A 19,527-nucleotide genomic window follows, 5' to 3' on the forward strand; every position below is an offset into this window, starting at 1 on the left:
AAAACCATCGTAAAAGGTTGTTGTCTTCGAATAATACGTGCTGTAAGCTAAAGACATGAACATTCTACTTGTTATGTATCTAATCCTTTGCACCCTGCATTTGACATTTCGTAGCGAAGGATTGTCCAAGACATCCAAAATCAGCAAGGCTTTATTGATGCCGGTATTGCTCCTATATTTTCTTTCAAGGCAGACAGAAGGCCTGCAGGCAAGCTTGTTGGTCATCCTTGCCCTTGGGTTGGACACGCTCGGGGATATCCTCTTGATTGAATCCAACAAAGGAAATAGGTTTTTTCTCGGAATGGGCAGTTTTTTTCTGGGGCATATCTGCTATGGCACCTACCTTGCCATGCATGGGATAAACTGGGCTTATTTTTTTATGGCAATTGCCCTCCTGGCCTATCCCCTTTATAAAATACTGAGAATCGTGCAGGTACCCCCTTATGGCTTGCCTCTGGGAATCTATGCTACACTTCTGACGATACTTATTGTGTTCAGTGCGGGCAGCGGGTCCTGGTATTGTTTCCTGGGAGCTATCGCCTTCGCTTTCTCCGACTATTTCATCGCTATGGAGGCCATCGGAAAGAGAATCTTTTCAGAAACCTCGATCATGGCAACCTATACATTGGCTCAATTGCTTCTGATCATAGGAATTTTATCCTTACAGGGAGTTTGGTAGGATGTTGGAACAAAAAAAGAAATCCTCGTTGCATAAACAAAAAGAGGGCTTGAGCCCCGGAACCCTTGTCTATGTAGGTTCTGGCGAATCAGAAGAGACTGTTGTCATTACGCATACGTTCAATGAACATGGCTATGAAAGTTCCAAGGGACTGAAGGAACAGGAAAAGGGCAAGATAACCTGGGTTCAGGTTTCCGGTCTCTCCGATATCAATATCCTTGCCTCCATAGGCAAACAGTACAATCTTTCCAATCTCAGTCTGGAAGATGCTCTCTCCACTGACCAACGACCAAAGATCGAATTTACCACCACCTACTTCTTCATTACCATGAGAATCCTCGACACTCCTGAAAAACCAGAAGAACAGATCAGTTTCTTTGTAGGCAAAGGCTGGCTCATTTCGATCAGCGAGCATAGCAGTTCCCTTTTCGACCCGGTCATCAAGCGGTTGAGCGGAGAAGACAGTCGACTGAGAAGTTGCCCAGCGGACCATATTCTCCATTCCCTTGCCGATAGGATAACAGACCAATATATGGTCAGGGCAGACGAGCTGGAGATAAAAACCGAGGACCTTGAAGAATTGGTGATCAAGCAGCCGGATAAAATTTCCGCTTCCACCATTCACAGGCACAAACGGGATATCTTGCATGTACGGAGAATCGCCTTGCCACTGAAAGAACTGTTCGGTACTCTTGCCAAAACAGAGAATCCCTTGGTTTCTCCGGAAACCCTTCCTTTTTTCAGGGATACCTTTGACCATGTCCTCTGGCTCTCCGAGGAATGTGAGATGCTTCGCGAAACTAGTCAGGGCGTTATGGAAGTATATTTATCAAGTTTGGATATGAAAATGAACAGAGTAATGAAGTTTCTTACCATCATATCGACAATTTTCATACCCATTACCTTCGTCACCGGCATGTATGGCATGAATTTCAATTTCATGCCCTATGTAACCAAGGTTTCCTGGGGGTTCCAGGCCGTGATCATCTTCTGCCTCGTCCTCTCCGCCTGGATGATTTTCTGGTTTAAAAGGAAAAAATGGTGGTAATAAGGGACCTCAGGGAAATATCGCCTGAAAAACTTTCCAAAACCTTCAACCTGGCTTTTGAAGATTATCAAGTCACGCTCCAAATGAATGCAACCCAACTTAGAAAAAGTCTTGCAAGAAACAGTTATGAGCCAAGTTCCTCCGTGGGGTTATTTGACGAAGACAGACTCGTCGGCTTCGTTTTCAACGGCAAAAGAGAAAATCGAGCATATGATTGCGGAACGGCCATCATTCCTTCCTATAGGGGAAAGGGATATGCACACCTGTTGCTCGACCAAACGATTCAAATCCTGGAACAAAAGGGACTCACCTCCTGGCAACTGGAAGTCCTGAGCATGAATACCAGGGCCAAGGAACTCTACAAGGGTAAAGGCTTCAAGATCAATCGGCAACTTAACTGCTATACGAAAAAAATAACCAACCAGGATAGACCTACCCCCTTGGTGTCCCTTATTCCTGGGGATATATCCCTTCTGCAAAAAAACACAGATTGTCTGCCCAGTTGGCAAAACAGCAAAGAATCAATCGAGGCAGGGGCTCTTCCTGTCTGGAATATCCTTTCGAATAACCAAAGTACAGGATACCTTTGCTTCTCCCCTGAATCAGGATCAATAACCCAATTATTCATATTTCCCGATTTTAGAAATAGAGGAATCGCATTTGGGGCCATCAAGTCAGCCCAATTTCTTTGCAAGGTAGATACTCTCAGATACATCAACATCGATGATTCCTATGAACCCTTGAACAAGCTTCTCACCAAGACAGGTTTTACTTTGTTTGCCACCCAAGAGGAACTTATTCTGCACCTTGGCAATACATAGGAAGACCAGGAGAAAAGCAATGACAAATGAATATGCGATACGTCTTCTTGAGACAGAGGAGGAACCAGAGCTTCTCCGTCTTATGAAAGATTGTTTTGAACCAAGTCTAGAGAAAATCTTTTCCATCCATCCAGAGTCCACTTTCATTGCCTTGCAGGGAGACACTCCGGTTGCAGGCATCAATCTGGATATCTTTCAGGTAAACAAGACCATAAGGATGGGATATATCAGCTGGCTTTATACCCAGGCCGAACATAGGGGAAAAGGCTTGGCAGGAAAACTATTGTCACGGGCAATGGAGTTTCTACAAGAACAAGGTTGCACCGATGTTTGTGCCTGCATTGAAGGGGATAATCCTGCTTCCTTCAAGCAACTTGTCCGGCAAGGCTTTGCCATCCTCCCTGGGAAGGGACAACTCGCCTTGTTTCGCTTCGGAATCTATAAAGTATATAAACATGCTTCACGCTTCTTTGACATGGGGTACTTTCTCTATCATTATTCGTTTTTCAACAACAAAAGGGAAAGACCCGTGCAAACTCCATCAAAAGCCCTTGGAGTGACTTTGTTGGGAAACACCCTTTTGTGGTTTGCTTGCCTGAAAGGCTGGAATCTATTGCATCTGTTCGGGCTGAAAACGAATCATTCTCTCTGGGGCATGGGAAAACCGGATTTCGCTCTTTCCCTCTTACTTGTTCCCGCCCTCTTTTTGGGTATAAGAACCCTGGCAATGGAACTCAGTGCCAAGGTCCAGAAGATCGAGGTGGAATATAGAAGCTGGGACACGGCTTGGATCCTGGCTTTTCTTACCTCCTTTCTCATCGGAATCCCCTTTCCTGTTCCGGGAAATCTTTATATAAAGGGAAATGACTGGGACCTTGGGCAAATGCAGCCGAAACTCACCATGATGGCTCGATCTTCTCAACTGGCCATTGGGATTGCCTGTCTTTTCTTCTCCCATGATTTCGCCCTACGGTATATCCTTCCTTTGCTTTTTCTCGATTCTCTTTTCTTCTTTTATCCCTTTTGTGGATTCAATGCAAAAAGAATTCACACAGGAAGCCTCCCGGCAAGGACAAGTTCTCTTGCCTTGCTACTTGCCGTATCACTGTTTGTATTGCTATAATAAGACATTATGGATGACCCGTTACCTAGTTTAGGGTGTTCTACCGGACACCCCTTTGATTCGTTTATGACAAGGAAGTGTGTATGAATGCACAACTTCTGGCTATATTGGTGCTTTTAGTCTTGTCTGCAGTTTTTTCTGCAACAGAAACCGCCTTTACCTCACTCTCCTTCATACAACAAAAAACCTTGGAAAACAAACGAGGGCACAGCGCCAGGATGGCCTATAAGCTATGTCAAAAAAGCGACGTTCTCATCACCACGGTACTTGTAGGAAACAATGTGGTGAATATCAGCGTATCCTCCTTGGTTACCACCTATGCCATGGCAATATTCGGCAATGAGGCCATCGGGTATGCGACAGGTCTCTTGACTATCGTCATTCTCATTTTTGGCGAAATAACACCCAAACAAATTGCCCTGAACAATAATATGCGCATCGCTACCTTCATGGCCTATCCGATCAGGTTTCTTACCATTATCCTTTTCCCCTTGATCTGGCTACTGCGGTTGATATCCCGATTGCTCATGAAATTCTTTTCCAAAAACACGGATCCAAGCATTACCGCCGAAGGCGTGATGCATATGGTCGATGCCGCCGAGGATTTCGGGGTCGTGGATGAATATGAATCAGATCTCATGCAACGGGCAATCCACTTCAGCGAGATGCAAGTCAAGACGATCATGACCCATAGAACGGATGTCTTTTGCATCAGCGACGAAATGACGATACGACAAGCTTTCCCTTCAATTGTGGAAAGCGGGTACTCCCGCACACCCGTATATCATGGAAACAATGAGGATATCACGGGAATCGTTCTTGTACGCGATATACTGAGAGCCCAACTGGAAGAAAACCTTGATGTAGGAATCGGCACGATAACCAGAAAGCCTGCTTTTGTTCCTGAACAGATGCATCTCGATGATGTATTCCTCCTGTTCAAGAGGGACAAATTGCAAATGGCAATTGTCCTGGACGAATATGGGGGATTCAGCGGAGTCGTAACCATGGAAGATGTGGCTGAGCAGCTTTTCGGGGAGTTATACGATGAACATGAAAGTCGCTTCCCGGAAAGAATCGTGGAAAGCGAACAAGCTCCGGGTACCTACATTGTCATGGCCGACACCCCGTTCATGCAACTTGTCGATGAACTTTCGCTGAATTACCATCATTCGAACGGAAAAGTAAGCACCGTGGCTTCCTATCTCATGAATCTTACCGGGGACATACCCCAGGAAGGGGATATCCTGCAATCGCCGTTGGGTACCTTCAGAATCATCACCATGAAGGGAAACAGGATGGAAGAAGTAGAATTTTCCCCAACGATTGATGACGGAACCCTCTAGAAACGTATTTGTTGCCCTTCAAAAGTGTAGTTGACGTTGACGGAAAATAGATGCAAATGTATGATTGCTCACATGAGCAACTATCCTTTCCATGAAATAGAAACCAAATGGCAGAAGTACTGGGAAGAAAACCAGACTTTCGCAGTAACCGAAGACCCCTCCGTTCCCCCTGAAAAACGGAAATATGTCCTGGACATGTTCCCGTATCCCTCTGGAGCCGGCTTGCATGTAGGACACCCCGAAGGGTATACCGCGACGGATATCTACTGCCGGTATCTAAGGATGAACGGATTCAACGTCTTGCACCCGATGGGCTTTGACTCATTTGGCCTACCTGCTGAGAACTATGCCTTGAAGACAGGAACTCCGCCCAAGGCTACCACAGAAAAAAATATCGAGAACTTTACGAAGCAGATCAAGAGCCTCGGCTTTTGCTATGACTGGAATCGTGAAATTTGTACGCATTCCCCCGAATATTATCGCTGGACCCAGTGGATTTTCATCCAGCTTTTTAACAAGGGACTGGCCTATGAATCCCAGACCCCGATCAATTGGTGTCCTGAATGCAAGACCGGCTTGGCCAATGAAGAGGTCAAGGAAGGAAAATGCGAGCGTTGCGGCACCCGTGTCGTACGCAAGAATATCCGACAATGGGTTCTCAAGATTACCGAATATGCTGACAAATTGCTTTCTGACCTGGACACCCTCGACTGGCCTGAATCAGTAAAGAGCATGCAACGGAATTGGATTGGACGCAGCGAAGGGGCTTCGGTCTCTTTCAAGCTGGAAAAATCAGAAGATACGCTGGAGGTCTATACCACCAGATGCGATACGCTCTTCGGGGCAACCTACATGGTTGTTGCTCCCGAGCACCCTCTCGTGGAAAAACTCGCGACATCAGAACAAAAGAGTGCCGTTGAGGCCTATCTTTCCGCTTCGGCTCATAAGAGCGACTTGGAAAGAACCGATTTGGCCAAGGACAAGACAGGAGTTTTTTCCGGTAGCTATGCCATCAACCCAGTAAATGGTAAGAAAATCCCGGTGTGGATTGCTGACTATGTATTGATCAGCTATGGTACCGGCGCCATCATGGCAGTACCTGCCCATGATACCCGTGACTGGGAATTTGCGAAGAAGTTCAACCTCCCCATCATTGAAGTTCTCAAGGGAAAAATCGATGTACAGAAACAGGCCTGGACGGAAGACGGCATTCATGTAAACAGCGATTTCCTTGATGGGCTCGACAAGGAAGAAGCGATCAACAAGATGCTTGCCTGGCTTGAAGAACGTAAGCTGGGAACCAAGACCATCAATTACAAGCTCCGTGACTGGGTTTTCAGCCGACAACGTTATTGGGGTGAACCGATTCCCCTGGTACATTGCGAACATTGCGGTACAGTTGCCGTTCCGGAGGATCAACTTCCCCTCAGGTTGCCTGATGTCACCTCCTATGAACCTAGCGGCACCGGAGAAAGTCCTCTGGCAAAAATTGACGAATGGGTCAATACGACCTGTCCGGTTTGTGGAGGAAAGGCAAAACGAGAGACCAATACCATGCCCCAATGGGCGGGTTCCTGTTGGTACTACCTCAGGTATATCGATCCAAACAACACAGAACGCTTTGTCGACCCTGAAAAAGAAAAGTACTGGATGCCGGTCGACTTGTATGTGGGAGGAGCAGAACATGCAGTTTTGCACCTGCTCTACGCCAGATTCTGGCATGAGGTCCTCTTTGACCTCGGGATTGTCTCAACCAGGGAACCTTTCCAGAAATTGGTCAATCAGGGCATGATCACCTCCTTTGCCTACCAAAGAAAAGACAAGAGCCTGGTACCCACCGACATGGTCGAGGAAAAGGGACCGGATAGCTACATCGAAAAGGCAACAGGTGAAGAACTTGAGAGAGTCGTCGCCAAAATGTCCAAGAGTTTGAAGAATGTCATCAACCCGGATGAGATCATACAGGAATTCGGGGCCGACTCAATGCGAATGTACGAAATGTTCATGGGACCCCTTGAAGTATCGAAGCCTTGGGCCACGACAGGTCTTAGTGGTGTCTATCGATTCTTGGACAGGATCTGGCGGCTCTATGAAGACAGGCCTCTTAGTGAGGAAGAACCTTCAGCTGAATTGCTCAAGACCCTGCACAAGACCATCAAGAAGGTTACCTACGATACCAACACCCTGAATTTCAATACTGCCATCAGCCAAATGATGGTTCTTGTGAATGAACTCTATAAAATAGAGACTCTTCCCAGGGTTGTTTGGGAAGCCTTGATCAAGATGCTCGGCCCCTATGTACCCCATATGGCCGAAGAATTATGGGAAAAGGCCGGACATGACCCCTCCCTGGCAAATGTTACCTGGCCTTCCTATGAGGAAAGCCTCACCATAGACAGCGAAGTGGAAATGGTGTTCCAGATCAACGGAAAAGTCAGGGCAAAGGTGGTTATCGAGAAAGGAATGGGCAAAGCCGAGCTACTTGCCTTGGCAAAATCCAACGATAAGATTATTTCTTGGCTGGAAGGAAAAACGATTGTCAAGGAGATCGTAGTTCCCGATAAATTGGTCAATATCGTAATTCGATAACTGTTTACTTACAAAAAAAGACTGTTGCACTACCTGATCCAGGCAAGGCAACAGTCTTTTTTATGCACCTAAGGGATTACTTTCCAAGCAAGTCCAGACACATATCAGGGAAGTTACTGATGACACTCGCAACATCCCAGGACTTCAGCTTTTCTACCTGCTTGTGTTCATTGACCGTCCAGACATTCAGTCCTACTTGCTGTTTTTGGCAATCTTTTACCAATTCATCGTCAACAAGGGTAATGCAAGGATGACAGTACTCAATGCCACAGACCCTCGCCAAAGTCCCTATGTTTCGCATTGAGACATCCCCATAAAGCAGACCACAGGGAACGGTCTTGTCAAGTTGCTTGATTCTTGTGACACTGAGCCAATTGAAGGACGAAAAAATAACTCTGTCTTCCAGATGGTAGTGCCGTATTGCCGCAAGAGCCTTCTCCTCGATTTGCGGATAATATATATTGTTTGTCTTTATCTCAACATTGCTGACCAATGTATTGGTTTGCAAAAATTCGCAATATTCCTCAAAACGTGGTATAGGGGTCATTCCAAATGTATCCTCGAACGTTTTTCCAGCATTGATGGTTGTCAATTCCTGGGAGGTGTAATCACTGACCCTGCCACTTTTTCCGGTAGTTCTTACCAGCAGCTCATCATGAATGATCATCAACTGTCCATCTTTTGAAAGGTGGATATCCATTTCAATACCATCGGCACCTACTTCGGCTGCCTTCTGAAATGCAAGAAGGGTATTCTCGGGATACTTTCCGCTGAATCCTCTATGTGCAAATACTTTCATCTCTTCTGCTTCCCCTTTTCTGATTGAGACGTGCAACAAAACAGTACTGCTCGACAATCGTCAAAACCTGCTGTTCCCTTGATATTCTCTTCAGCAAAAAATAGTATCACATCCATCGGGATTTTATAAAATAAAGTTTATTAATTATAATAAAAACAGTCTTTGGATTCAGATACCCAAGCAACAGGATATATAGAATAGTAATGATGAAGAGCTTTGATTTATTGTCAGGCCTTTTTATCTTTCCAGTATAACATTCAGAACAATATTACTGGTGTAGTCTTTTGGATTTTCTGAAAAGGAAGTTCGTAATTCAGCATCCAAGGTGGTAATATGTATTGTTTTCAGAGTAGTAGAATTTTCTGAATAATGAAAAACAGGGGAATCAGATCGTTCACTCTTCCCCTTCATTTCATAGGAAAGAATATAATCAACGACCTTAGTTCCATTTGATAATGGGGAATGCATGACCATTACTTTGCCAGGTCCCTTTTGCTTGATTTCAAGGGAAACGTCACCAATGGGAATTTTGGTGCCTGAAAAAGATACGGTAGCTGGGGTTATCAAAAAACGAACCTTGGTTTCGGCTGTAGAAAGAGTTATCGCTGAAAAAGCCAAATTCGGAGAGAGGATGCAAAAGAACATAAACAAGGTAATGCAAAACATTATCTTGCGAACCCCCATTCTATTCATTCTATATCATAGCCTACTATATAACGATATTATCATGGTACAATACTATACCAGAGAAACATATGTCAATAGTTATAGGATTTCCACAAGAAGACCTTCAATCAATATTTTGTATATGTCTCAGTAAATATATATACCAATACATCAAAAAGGGCAATATACTTATGTCACAACAGAACTTTTTATGAACCTACTTTGCTTTTCTTAGGCCATCACCTTGGCAAGACCACCACGGGAAGTTTCCCTATAGAGGGAAGGAAGGGCCTGTCCAGTTTCCATCATCACTTCTATTACATTATCAAAGGAGACTTTATGTCTCCCGTCTCCCAGCAAGGCATAGGTGCAATGATCAAGGGAACGCAAGGCTGCAAGCGCATTCCGCTCAATACAAGGAATCTGTACCAAACCGCGCATGGGATCGCAAGTCAGCCCCAGATGGTGCTCCAATCCCATTTCAGCCGCATATTCGACCTGATAGATGGTTCCTCCGAGCAGTTGGGTCGCCGCACCGCCAGCCATGGCACAAGCTACACCGATTTCACCTTGGCAGCCTACCTCGGCACCACTGATGGAACCATTGGTTTTCACCACGTTGCCAATGATGCCTGCTGTAAGCAAAGCCCTGAGAATCTTGATCTTGGGAAATTTATATTGCTTTGCCAGATAATACATAACACCAGGCAGAACTCCGCAACTTCCACAGGTAGGTGCCGTGACAATTTTTCCACCACCTGCATTTTCCTCGGAAACAGCAAGCGCATAGCTAAGTGCCAGGGCTGTATGGCCCAAGGGACCGGTAAATTCAGCTGCCTTGGAATTATATTGCCAGGCCTTGCGGGGAAGTTTCAATCCACCGGGAAGCACTCCTTCCGCATTCAGCCCATTTTCAACGGCTTCACTCATGACATTCCAGACTTCCTCGATAAAAGGCAATATCCCGGAGTCTTCAAATTGCAGGGCAAATTCCCAGAGTTGCATTCCCTCTTGGTTACAGTACTCGAGAATTTGTCGCATAGTACTGTAGTCCTTGGGATAGACCTGGGGAGGATCGTTTTCTGTATGGCCTTCAATGACTACACGTCCTCCCCCGACACTATAATAAGTTTGCTCTGACAGAAGGACATTTTGGGCATCAAAACCTCGTATCGTCAGTGCATTGGGATGAAAGGGTTTTTCAATTTCAGGGAACCAAAGAATTTCCACTGGCTTCTTGGTTTCTTCAAAAACCTGACGAATCGCTTTGTCAGTCAAGTGACCTTTTCCCGTAGCGGCAAGACTACCAAATAGGTCAGCTTCAAATCGTGCAGCTTCCGGATAATGGGAGAGGAAATGACCAGCGGCAAAACGTGGTCCCATCGTGTGACTACTGGAAGGTCCATACCCTATTCTGTACAATTCATGCAATGATTCCATTCCTCGACTGTACTGTTTTGATAGAGAAATGGGAAGCAGGGAAACTACCAGTGGGGTGCTTCATGGATACTTGTAAAGAAAGAAAGGGAAGAATCATCCGCAAATACCTTGAGTAGCAATCCATCTTCCCTGTTCAAGAAGCAGTGAAGCCCATCACTTACCAACAAACCAACTCCACCATCACCAAATTGGGACCAGAAGGCTCCATCATTTTTTCGTTCGGCTATCCAATATCCTGGAGGAATGTCTTCGATGAACACAGATACTCTCTGCTTGATTTCAAGTGAGGAAGAAGAAAGTTCTCCATTGAGAAGATCTTTTGCCAATAAGGTAGGATTGATAAGCTCCAAATCATCCGTCTTATTCTTGATAAGTTGCAATACCCTTGGGTAGTTTACCTGGGAGACGGCTTCGGGACCAGTTTTTGAAATCGATAGAAGCAATTCGCAAATCGTGCCTTCTTCCTGAACCAAGACAAGTGGTCCATTCTCTGAAGGAATGAGTGCTCCTCCCAATGGATGATAACACCCCAAAGGATAGGCACAGGCACACAACGTTTTTCCCCGGGGAACGGAAATCCTGACTTTTCGGATACCTTGGGGAATATGCAAGGTGCCAAAAGTCCCATCACCCGCAGTCCAACGAAGGGTATACCACAGTTGTTTTGTAGCTGCAATTTCCCAGGGATGAGTTTCCCCAAGGACAATCTCGATGGAACGAAAACTGACCGGGGATAGACTACAGCCAATACATACGACTGAAAAGAAAACCGACAAGAAGATTTTTTTCACATCTAAGAAAGGAAAAAAACTTGCACTATCGGTTCACCGATAGCCTAAAAATGGAAATAAACTACTTACTTTATTTAGTTACTTTGTTTTTAAGCTCTCGTATTTGGGCAAGGTAATCAACTCTATACTGTTTAAAAAGAGAGAGAAACTCTTCGCTTGCATAATCTGCATACGTCCAGGGAAGTGGATTGAATCGATGTCCGTAATAAATAAGCGTTGTTTCGGCATAGATACCATCGCGAAGGGGAATCCTATGGGATCTATTCTTGGTGGTCGCAAGAATCAAGTTACCGGCAGACAAAAGCCCTGGGTCAAGATTTATTTTCCGATTTCCTTCAGTTGCGAAGTCCTGTTCCAGGGCATTGGTCTCAATCTTGATCGAGGCAAGACAAGAAGGATCGACAAGATTTTCAAAGACGATGAAATAACGAAGAGGTTGTTGACCCATTTCCTCATTATAGTAGTCGGTAAACAGAAAGGGGACCGGAGTGCTTGCCTCCCGTATAGGACCAAAACGTTGCGTGAGTACCTTTACAAGATGCTCATGCAAATCTTCAGCAGAAGAAAGCACTCCAATGATCAGCCTTTGTTTTTCAAACTGATTGACCCCTCCCATATCAAAGGGATGCCGTAAAGGTTCCAAGAACCCTGATCGAAGAACAACAAACCTTCAATTCGGCCAAGGCCAAGGGGAAGGCACCTTCCAGACCAAGCTCTGTTTCCACGAAGAAGGAATACTCCCAGGGTTTTCCCGGTATTGGTCTGGATTCCAATTTTTTCATGTTCAAACCATGTTTTGAAAGTACTGATAAAGCCTCAAAGAGAGAACCTGGCCTGTCCTCTACGGTAAACTGGAGGGATGCACGATCGACTGGGGAGGCTGAACGGAAAACAGAAGCGTTTTCCTCACGGCAAATGATATAGAACCTCGTATAATTGCTCGGGTTGCTTTCAATCCCTTCGCACAGGATTTCCATGTTATGGAACTTAGCGGCAGGAGCTCCAGCTATGGCAGCCTTAGTCGGATCAAGGGTTTTCTTCACATAGGTGACAGCTCCGGCAGTGTCAAAGAAAGGAACAGCCTCTGCCCAGGGCATTTCATTCTTCAAAAAGTCCGCACACTGGGCAAGCCCCTGTGGATGCGAATAGATATGGGTGATCTGCTCTTTCTTGGTTCCCGGAAGGACAATCAAATTATGGATGATGCGAACCTGCTGTTCTCCCACGACCTGCATTCCCGGATGGCTGATAAGAAGGTCAAGATTATCGTATATAGTTCCCCCGAGGGTATTTTCCAACGGGACCACCCCATAAGCGGCCTTTCCCTGCATTACCGATTCAAAAACATCGGAGAAGGTCTTGCAAGGAAGCACTGAGGATTTTTCATCAAAGGTCCTGCGAATGGCAAGTTCACTGAAAGCCCCACGTTCGCCTTGAAAGGCAATGACCTTATTTCCAAGTGTTCCAGGCTCTTCACTTTGCAAGGAAATGGAGGTGGGGATGATACGGGGAATTCTCTCAAGCGATTTTCCCACGACCGTGGAAAGTGCCTGGACATCTCGCATCAATTTTTCGAATTGGGAAGGATAGAGAGACTGGGGACCATCACTGAGAGCTTTTTCCGGATGATCGTGGACTTCGACTATCAGGCCGGAAGATCCACTGGCCACTATTGCCAGACTCATTGGATTAACCATATCCCGGAGCCCCGTAGCATGACTGGGGTCCCCGATAACAGGCAAATGGGTCATCTTCTGGATAATGGGGATGGCACTGCAATCGAGCGTATTTCGTGTCGCCCGTTCATAGGTCCTGATTCCTCGTTCGCATAAGACAATCTGGTCGGTTCCACTTGCCATGAGATACTCAGCCGCCATAAGCCATTCTTCAAGGGTCGCACACAAACCTCTTTTCAAGAGGACAGGCATTCCTGTTCTCCCTACAGCCTTGAGTAGCTCGAAGTTCTGCATGTTCCTGGCACCGATTTGGTACATATCGATATAATTTCTCATCATATCGACGTCGGAGGGGCTGACAATCTCCGTGGTAACCGGCATGCCATATTTTTCGCCGGCTTCCTTGAGATACACAAGCCCTTCCTCTCCAAGACCCTGGAAGGCATAGGGGGAAGTCCTTGGTTTGAAGGCCCCTCCCCGAAGGATTACCGCCCCTGCCTCACGGACAAGGCCTGCAATGGAAAGAATCTGCTCCCGGGATTCAACGGCACAAGGACCGGCCATGACCGCAATGCGGTTTCCGCCAATCTTCACGTTCCCCACCGATACGATGGTATCTTCCTTTTTCAACTCCCTGGAGGCAAGCTTATAAGGTTTACTGATGGGAACGACACTAGCGACCCCTTCAAGCATCTGGACTTCACGTATATCGAGACCACTGTTGCCAACGGCTCCGAAGACAGTCTCTTCCTGTCCAATGATTTCCTTTACGGTATAACCCTTGCTTTCCAGAAAGGACCTGATGCTCTCACGCTGTGTAGCCTGTATATTTTTCTTGAGTACGATAATCATGGAACAACGCTAGAATGTATCAAAAAAAAGGTCAAGGGAACATTGCCTTTTTCAGCGCATCATGGTATCAGAAATGTCATGAACGAACAGTATTGGGAAAATTTATTCTTGCAATTCGGAGAGACGATAAAAAAGGAAGGCTTCAAGCTCCCCTCGGTCTCTGCAATTGCCCTGGAAAAACAAGATCCTTTCAGGGTGCTTGTTTCCACCATCATATCCTTGAGGACCAAGGATGAGGTAACCCTCCAAGCCAGCAGAAGACTGTTTGCCTTGGCCGACACCCCCAAGACAATGCTGGGACTCCCCCCTTCTGTCATTGAGAAAGCAATCTATCCGGCAGGCTTCTATAAGACAAAAGCGAAAAATCTCCTATCCATCTGTGAAATACTGGAGACTGTCCATGGGGGGCAAGTACCTGCTTCATCCGAAAAACTCCTATCCCTTCCGGGAGTGGGAATCAAGACTGCAAACTTGACCTTGAACCTGGGTTTTGGAATCGATGCAATTTGTGTCGATTGTCACGTTCACCAGATTTCCAACAGACTGGGATGGGTAAAGACAAAAAATGCAGAGCAGACAGAACAAGAGTTGCAAAAAGTCATGCCAAGACGCTTTTGGATACCCCTCAATGAATTATTGGTACTGTACGGACAGCATATCTGTACGCCGATAAGCCCTTGGTGCAGCAAATGCAGCGTACAGGAGACATGCCCTAAAATCGGTGTAAAAAAGACTCGTTGACCTTATTTGGAAATAGCTTTTCCGCAAACCTCATAGGTAGCAAACAAGACAATGAGGTGATACATGAAAATTTCTATCCAGGAAAGCAATTGCCTGGCATCGAAACCATTGAAGCCAGGGGCAAAATCGTTAAAAAAGATTATTGCAATCCAGATGACAACAAGGGCGATCATGCCGCTTTTGACAAAAACCGGGGGAATTCCCTTTGCAAACAAGGGAACCAGCAAGAGAAGCCCGCTTATCATGATAATGGCAGAGAGGCCATAGGTCACGATATCGGAATCAAAAGCCCTGAACAAACTATTCAAAGCTCCAGAACCTTCACCATTAATCAATCCCTGTAGGCCCAGGCTGATATACATCAAGGAAATAACGATACGCAAAAGATTCGCAACAGTCTTTTTTTCAGCCATGATAATTCTCCTAAATGTAAAAATTCAGTACCAGATCAGTATACTGCCTTAACAACTCGAGAAACAGACTCCGCCTTCCCGAGTGTATAGAAATGAACTCCGGGAACTCCATGTTCTATCAGATCCTTAGCCTGCATCGTGCACCAATGGATACCGACTTCCCGTACTTCCTGCAGGCTATTTGCCCGAGCAAGCAAATCCACGAGGACCGAAGGGAAATCAACATGGAAGGTCTGGGGAATCGTTTGGAGGTCCCGTTTGCTTCCGATTGGCTTGATACCAGGAATGATGGGAACGGTAATGCCAGCCTTGCGAGCCTCTGCGACAAAACGATAATAGGCTGCATTGTCAAAAAACATCTGCGTAACGATATAGCCAGCCCCGCTGGCAACCTTTCTCTTGAGCATTTCCATATCATTGGTAAGATTGGGAGCTTCTCCATGTTTTTCCGGATAGCCGGCGACACCAATGCAAAAATCGGTCTTCTGAGGAGTTTTCAACTCCAGATCCAGATAATGCCCTTCGTTCATACGAACAATCTGGGAAACCAGCTCATCGGAATGGGAGTATCCCCCTTCAACCGGAACAAAACGTTTCTCTCCTACGGGAGGATCCCCGCGAAGAGCCAGGACATTATCGATTCCCAGGAAATTCAATTCAACCAGGGTATCCTCGATTTCATCGGATGTCATACCCCCACAAATCAGATGGGCAACAACGGGAATGCCAAAGGTATATTGGATCAAGGCCGAGAGAGCAACAGTCCCCGGTCTCTTATGCACGGTTTTCCTGAGCAAGAGTCCATCGGGACGTTCGATATAGATTATTTCCCTCTGATGATTCGTAACATTGATATACGCAGGTTCGTACTCACTCAATTGCTTCACCGTATCGAGCAACATCTGGGCATTGCCTCCCTTGAGGGGAGGAACAAGTTCAAAGGTAAACAAGGGCTTCTTGGCCTGTGACAATATATCGGTTACTTTCATAAGAGTATTATTCCATACCTTGAAGGAGCATGGCAAGCTCGTCACGATGCATACCTTTTGCTTTCGCATACAATTCCAATTGTTCCTCGGAAACCTTCCCGATACTGAAGTACCTGAGATCTTTCCCCCCGAGAACCATTGCACAGATGCTTGAAGCAGGATCCATCGCAAAATTTTCCGTCAAACGAACTCCGATGGTAGAAGTAGCTCCAAGAAGCTCAAAAATCCCTTGCTTCTCACTATGATCCCCCCACGAGGGATATCCAGGGGCCGGTCTGACAAAACTTGCCTCTGCAAGTCCCCATTTCTTCTGGAGGAACAATTCGGTTTTCTGGGCAAGGACCTCAACGAGCCTGTCGCAAATCATCTGCAAAGAGAGGGCCTTGTAGTCATCTCCCTGTTGTTTGAGTTCTTGCAAGTAAGGCCCGATGGCAAGGGAAGAACTGACAACCATCAATCCTGCCGTATCGTTTTTTTCTGCCACATAATCTGCCAGACACAGACCCGTCGCTTCATTTCTGAGAAAATGAAAATCCTTGTTTTCGACCGTTATGGTCATGCGGTCACTTGTCGCAGGAAAGAGGCCACAAACCGCCTTGCACCCGTCGAGGATGAGTTTGGCAACTTTCGAATCACCAAGCATCTCTTTTGCATCGCTTACCAGTTTCTCGGCTTCCTGGCTTCCAAGAGGAACCTTCCAGGAAGTGCTGTACATTTTCCAGTTGATCAGGGGGAGCAAATCCTCAAGGGAGAATTGTTCAAGGGTAAAAATCCCATATTCACAGGCATGGGAACCTTCTTCTTTTTGTCTTGCAAGTTCCAGGGCCTTTGCATAGCCGACGCCTTGCAAAGCTGGTGAAGTCCTGGGATATCGGGCAAAGGAGGTATCGTTTCTCAACAACTCATATCGTTTAGCCAATTCAGACAGGTAAAGACCCTTCTGGTCCCCCATTACCTTTTGGGCTGCAAAAGCCATCGCCGAGGCATCCTGGGTCTGGATTACTGGATTACCATTGTACAGCGGGGCAAGTTTCACGGCCGTATGCAACTCACTGGTGGTAGCTCCCCCTACAAATATAGGGATAGTACAGCCTTGTTGCTCGAAAAGCGAAACCACAAAAGCCATCTCTTTAAGCGAGGGAGTAATCAATCCACTGAGCCCTACAAGATCAGCCTTGTGTTGCTGGGCAGCCTCCAGGATCTTCTGTGCAGGAACCATGACTCCCAGGTCAATCACCTCAAAATTATTGCAGGTCAGTATCAAGTTGACAATGTTTTTCCCTATGTCATGCACGTCACCTTTTACCGTAGCCATAACAGCAATCTTTTTCTTTTGAAAGCCTATTGTATTATTTTGGTTAGTCAAGAAGGCAGTAATCCTAGGTCCTAGGATATCAACTGCCAATTTCATGGTTCGTGCACTGCGGACTACCTGCGGAAGGAAAAGCTTGCCTTCAGAAAAAAGTTTTCCGACTTTTTTCATTCCTTCCATAAGAGGACCTTCTACTATTTGTATCGGGTCCATGGTATCCAGGATTGCCAAGTCAGCTTGTAAAAAAGAGTTCTCACCATGGTAAATAGCCTCACCAAGGCGTTGTTCGGGACCAAGGCTCTTCCAACTTTCTTCGATGGGTTTTTCCCCATTCCCCTCAGGTTTGGTAAGCTCTCCGCTCAGGGCAAGCTCAATGAGAGCCTGCCTTGCCTCGACAGCTTTTGAATCCTCAGGATACAAGGCTCTCTCAATGATCAATCGGGCATGGGACGGAATGGAAGCTAGGTTTCTATCGGATCCAGGATTGACGATAGCCATATCCAGTTTGGCAAGATCCAAGAATATTGCATGCATCGCGTTACGCAAGCCATCGTTTCCCCTGAAGGAAAAAGAGAGGTTGCTTATGCCTCCGCTTGTATGCGCATACGGTAGGTTTTCCATAATCCAATGCGAGGCCCTGATAAAATCCTTGGCATACAGGTCGTGTTCATCGATGCCTGTTGCAATGGAAAGGACATTCGCATCAAAGATGATATTTTCAGGATGAATGCCATCCTGGATCAATACATCATAGCTTCTCTTGGCAATCGCTATCTTACGTTCATAGTGATCAGCCTGGCCCTCTTCATCAAAGAGCATCACCACCATGGCACAACCATAACTTTCAATGCAGTGGGCATGGGAAAGGAACTTTTCCTCGCCTTCTTTCAAGCTGATGGAGTTTACGATTCCCCTTCCCTGGATTTCCCCGAGGGCTACCTCAATGACATTCCAATCGGAAGAGTCAATCATGACAGGGACTTTCGAGATCGAGGGATCACTGGATACCTGACGAAGAAAGGTGACCATGCTGGGAATAGCCTCAAGCATGGAGGCATCCATACACACATCAATTACCTGTGCTCCCTGAACAACCTGCTTTCTGGCAATACTGAGAGCCTCCTCCCAATTGCCTTCCTTGACAAGTCGGGCAAATTTTCTGGATCCCGCTACATTGGTACGCTCCCCTATAACGACAAAGGATCCTTTTTGAACCTCAATCGGTTCCAAACCGGAAAGGACAAGGGTCGGCTCTCTCTTGGTCTTTACGTGAACTGTGGCTTTGTCCGCAATTTCCTTGATCGCGCTGATATGTTCAGGGGTAGTCCCACAACATCCCCCGACGATATTCAGGCATCCTTTTGCCAAGACAGGAGCAAGTTGTGAAGCCAATTGTCCAGGGGAAAGGGTATATTGGCCTTCCTTGTCAGGAAATCCTGCGTTGGGATGAGCACTGATAAAGAAGGGGGAAATCTCATTGAGACGCTCGATGAGCGGCAGCATCTGTTCCGGGCCGGTCGAACAGTTCAAGCCAAGGGAAAAAATAGGGAAAGGCGAAAGGGTTGCAACAAAAGCCTCCAGCGTCTGGCCACTCAAGGTTCTTCCGCTCAAATCGCTGAATGTCACGCTGACCATGATAGGAACTTTCCGTTCCTTTATTTCCATTGCCTTCAGGCAGGCCCGTACGGCAGCCTTTGCAGCTAGGGTATCGAACACGGTCTCGATAAGCAACAAATCAACCCCACCATCAAGCAAGACCTCGGCTTGTTGGCAATACATAGCCTCAAAGGAGGCAAAATCACTCTTTCTATTGGTTGGGTCATCGACATCAGAGGAAAAAGAGAGTCCTCTGTTCGTAGGGCCAAGGGTCCCTGCGATAAAGACGAAACGTTCATGGGTACGCTCAAAGTCGGCAGCAGCTTCCCTTGCTATCTCGCAAGCAGCACGATTAAGGGTTTCTACTTCAGATGCAAGTCCATACTCTTCAAGATTGAAGGCATTGCCGCAAAAGGTATTCGTGGTGATGATATCGGCACCGCTTTCCAGATACTCAGTATGTATCGTGAAGATGACATCTCCCCTGGTCAAGGAAAGCAGTTCATTGCATCCTACGGCTTTCAAGTCCTCAAGGTAAAAATCCTCGTCGCTGAGATGTTGTTTCTGGATCATGGTGCCCATGGCACCATCGAGTACAAGAACCCTCTCAGAGAGAAGTTTCAAAAAAAACTGTTGTCTATCCATT

General features: G+C 46.3%; 16 protein-coding genes. 7 read left to right on the forward strand and 9 right to left on the reverse strand.

The window, feature by feature from the left end; translation table 11 throughout:
* Positions 1-55 precede the first annotated feature (55 nt).
* The 6 genes from ACHZBG_RS08535 (at position 56) to leuS (ending at position 7,606) form a co-directional block, all read left to right on the forward strand.
* Positions 56-679, forward strand: coding sequence for a lysoplasmalogenase family protein (locus tag ACHZBG_RS08535; protein WP_320129029.1), 624 nt, complete (start codon positions 56-58; stop codon positions 677-679).
* Between the two features lies 1 nt (position 680).
* Positions 681-1,727, forward strand: a complete 1,047-nt coding sequence (gene corA, locus ACHZBG_RS08540) for a magnesium/cobalt transporter CorA (protein ID WP_320129030.1) — start codon at positions 681-683, stop codon at positions 1,725-1,727.
* Positions 1,721-2,548 (forward strand): GNAT family N-acetyltransferase, encoded by an 828-nt coding sequence (locus ACHZBG_RS08545; RefSeq protein ID WP_394699368.1) that lies wholly within the window; start codon positions 1,721-1,723, stop codon positions 2,546-2,548. The genes corA and ACHZBG_RS08545 overlap by 7 nt, the downstream gene beginning before the upstream one ends.
* Before the next feature lie 19 nt (positions 2,549-2,567).
* A complete protein-coding gene (locus ACHZBG_RS08550) occupies positions 2,568-3,671 on the forward strand; it encodes a GNAT family N-acetyltransferase (RefSeq protein ID WP_320129032.1) in 1,104 nt (367 codons plus the stop codon).
* 83 nt (positions 3,672-3,754) lie between these two features.
* Positions 3,755-5,017, forward strand: coding sequence for a hemolysin family protein (locus ACHZBG_RS08555; RefSeq protein ID WP_320129033.1), 1,263 nt, complete (start codon positions 3,755-3,757; stop codon positions 5,015-5,017).
* 72 nt (positions 5,018-5,089) lie between these two features.
* Entirely contained in the window at positions 5,090-7,606 is a 2,517-nt protein-coding gene (gene leuS, locus ACHZBG_RS08560) for a leucine--tRNA ligase (protein ID WP_394699369.1), read from the forward strand.
* A gap of 76 nt (positions 7,607-7,682) precedes the next feature.
* On the opposite strand, the gene ACHZBG_RS08565 is transcribed toward leuS, so the two are convergent.
* From ACHZBG_RS08565 to aroF, 6 genes are all read right to left on the reverse strand, one after another.
* Positions 7,683-8,405 carry a glycerophosphodiester phosphodiesterase gene (locus ACHZBG_RS08565; RefSeq protein ID WP_320129035.1) on the reverse strand — a complete coding sequence of 241 codons (723 nt, stop codon included), beginning with the start codon at positions 8,403-8,405 and terminating at the stop codon, positions 7,683-7,685.
* A gap of 237 nt (positions 8,406-8,642) precedes the next feature.
* Entirely contained in the window at positions 8,643-9,098 is a 456-nt protein-coding gene (locus tag ACHZBG_RS08570; RefSeq protein ID WP_320129036.1) for a hypothetical protein, read from the reverse strand.
* A gap of 204 nt (positions 9,099-9,302) precedes the next feature.
* Positions 9,303-10,511 carry an L-serine ammonia-lyase gene (locus tag ACHZBG_RS08575; RefSeq protein WP_320129037.1) on the reverse strand — a complete coding sequence of 403 codons (1,209 nt, stop codon included), beginning with the start codon at positions 10,509-10,511 and terminating at the stop codon, positions 9,303-9,305.
* A 44-nt stretch (positions 10,512-10,555) separates the two neighbouring features.
* On the reverse strand, positions 10,556-11,302 hold the full coding sequence (locus ACHZBG_RS08580) for a hypothetical protein (protein ID WP_320129038.1): 747 nt from the start codon (positions 11,300-11,302) through the stop codon (positions 10,556-10,558).
* 70 nt (positions 11,303-11,372) lie between these two features.
* Entirely contained in the window at positions 11,373-11,918 is a 546-nt protein-coding gene (locus ACHZBG_RS08585; RefSeq protein WP_320129039.1) for a DUF4416 family protein, read from the reverse strand.
* Between the two features lies 1 nt (position 11,919).
* Positions 11,920-13,830, reverse strand: coding sequence for a 3-deoxy-7-phosphoheptulonate synthase (gene aroF / locus ACHZBG_RS08590; RefSeq protein WP_320129040.1), 1,911 nt, complete (start codon positions 13,828-13,830; stop codon positions 11,920-11,922).
* A 78-nt stretch (positions 13,831-13,908) separates the two neighbouring features.
* Between aroF and nth the strand changes: the two genes are divergently transcribed.
* Positions 13,909-14,571: an endonuclease III gene (gene nth / locus ACHZBG_RS08595; protein WP_320129041.1), complete on the forward strand. Its 663-nt coding sequence runs from the start codon at positions 13,909-13,911 to the stop codon at positions 14,569-14,571.
* A 2-nt stretch (positions 14,572-14,573) separates the two neighbouring features.
* Here nth and ACHZBG_RS08600 read toward each other — a convergent pair whose 3' ends face one another.
* The 3 genes from ACHZBG_RS08600 to metH are packed head-to-tail and all read right to left on the reverse strand — an operon-like array spanning position 14,574 to position 19,526.
* On the reverse strand, positions 14,574-14,984 hold the full coding sequence (locus ACHZBG_RS08600) for a hypothetical protein (RefSeq protein ID WP_320129042.1): 411 nt from the start codon (positions 14,982-14,984) through the stop codon (positions 14,574-14,576).
* Between the two features lie 35 nt (positions 14,985-15,019).
* Positions 15,020-15,973 (reverse strand): methylenetetrahydrofolate reductase, encoded by a 954-nt coding sequence (locus ACHZBG_RS08605; protein WP_320129043.1) that lies wholly within the window; start codon positions 15,971-15,973, stop codon positions 15,020-15,022.
* A gap of 7 nt (positions 15,974-15,980) precedes the next feature.
* Positions 15,981-19,526, reverse strand: a complete 3,546-nt coding sequence (metH, locus tag ACHZBG_RS08610; RefSeq protein WP_320129044.1) for a methionine synthase — start codon at positions 19,524-19,526, stop codon at positions 15,981-15,983.
* Position 19,527: the final 1 nt, after the last annotated feature.

Origin of the sequence: uncultured Sphaerochaeta sp., assembly GCF_963676625.2 — a bacterium.
In the GTDB taxonomy this organism is placed as follows: Bacteria; Spirochaetota; Spirochaetia; order Sphaerochaetales; family Sphaerochaetaceae; genus Sphaerochaeta.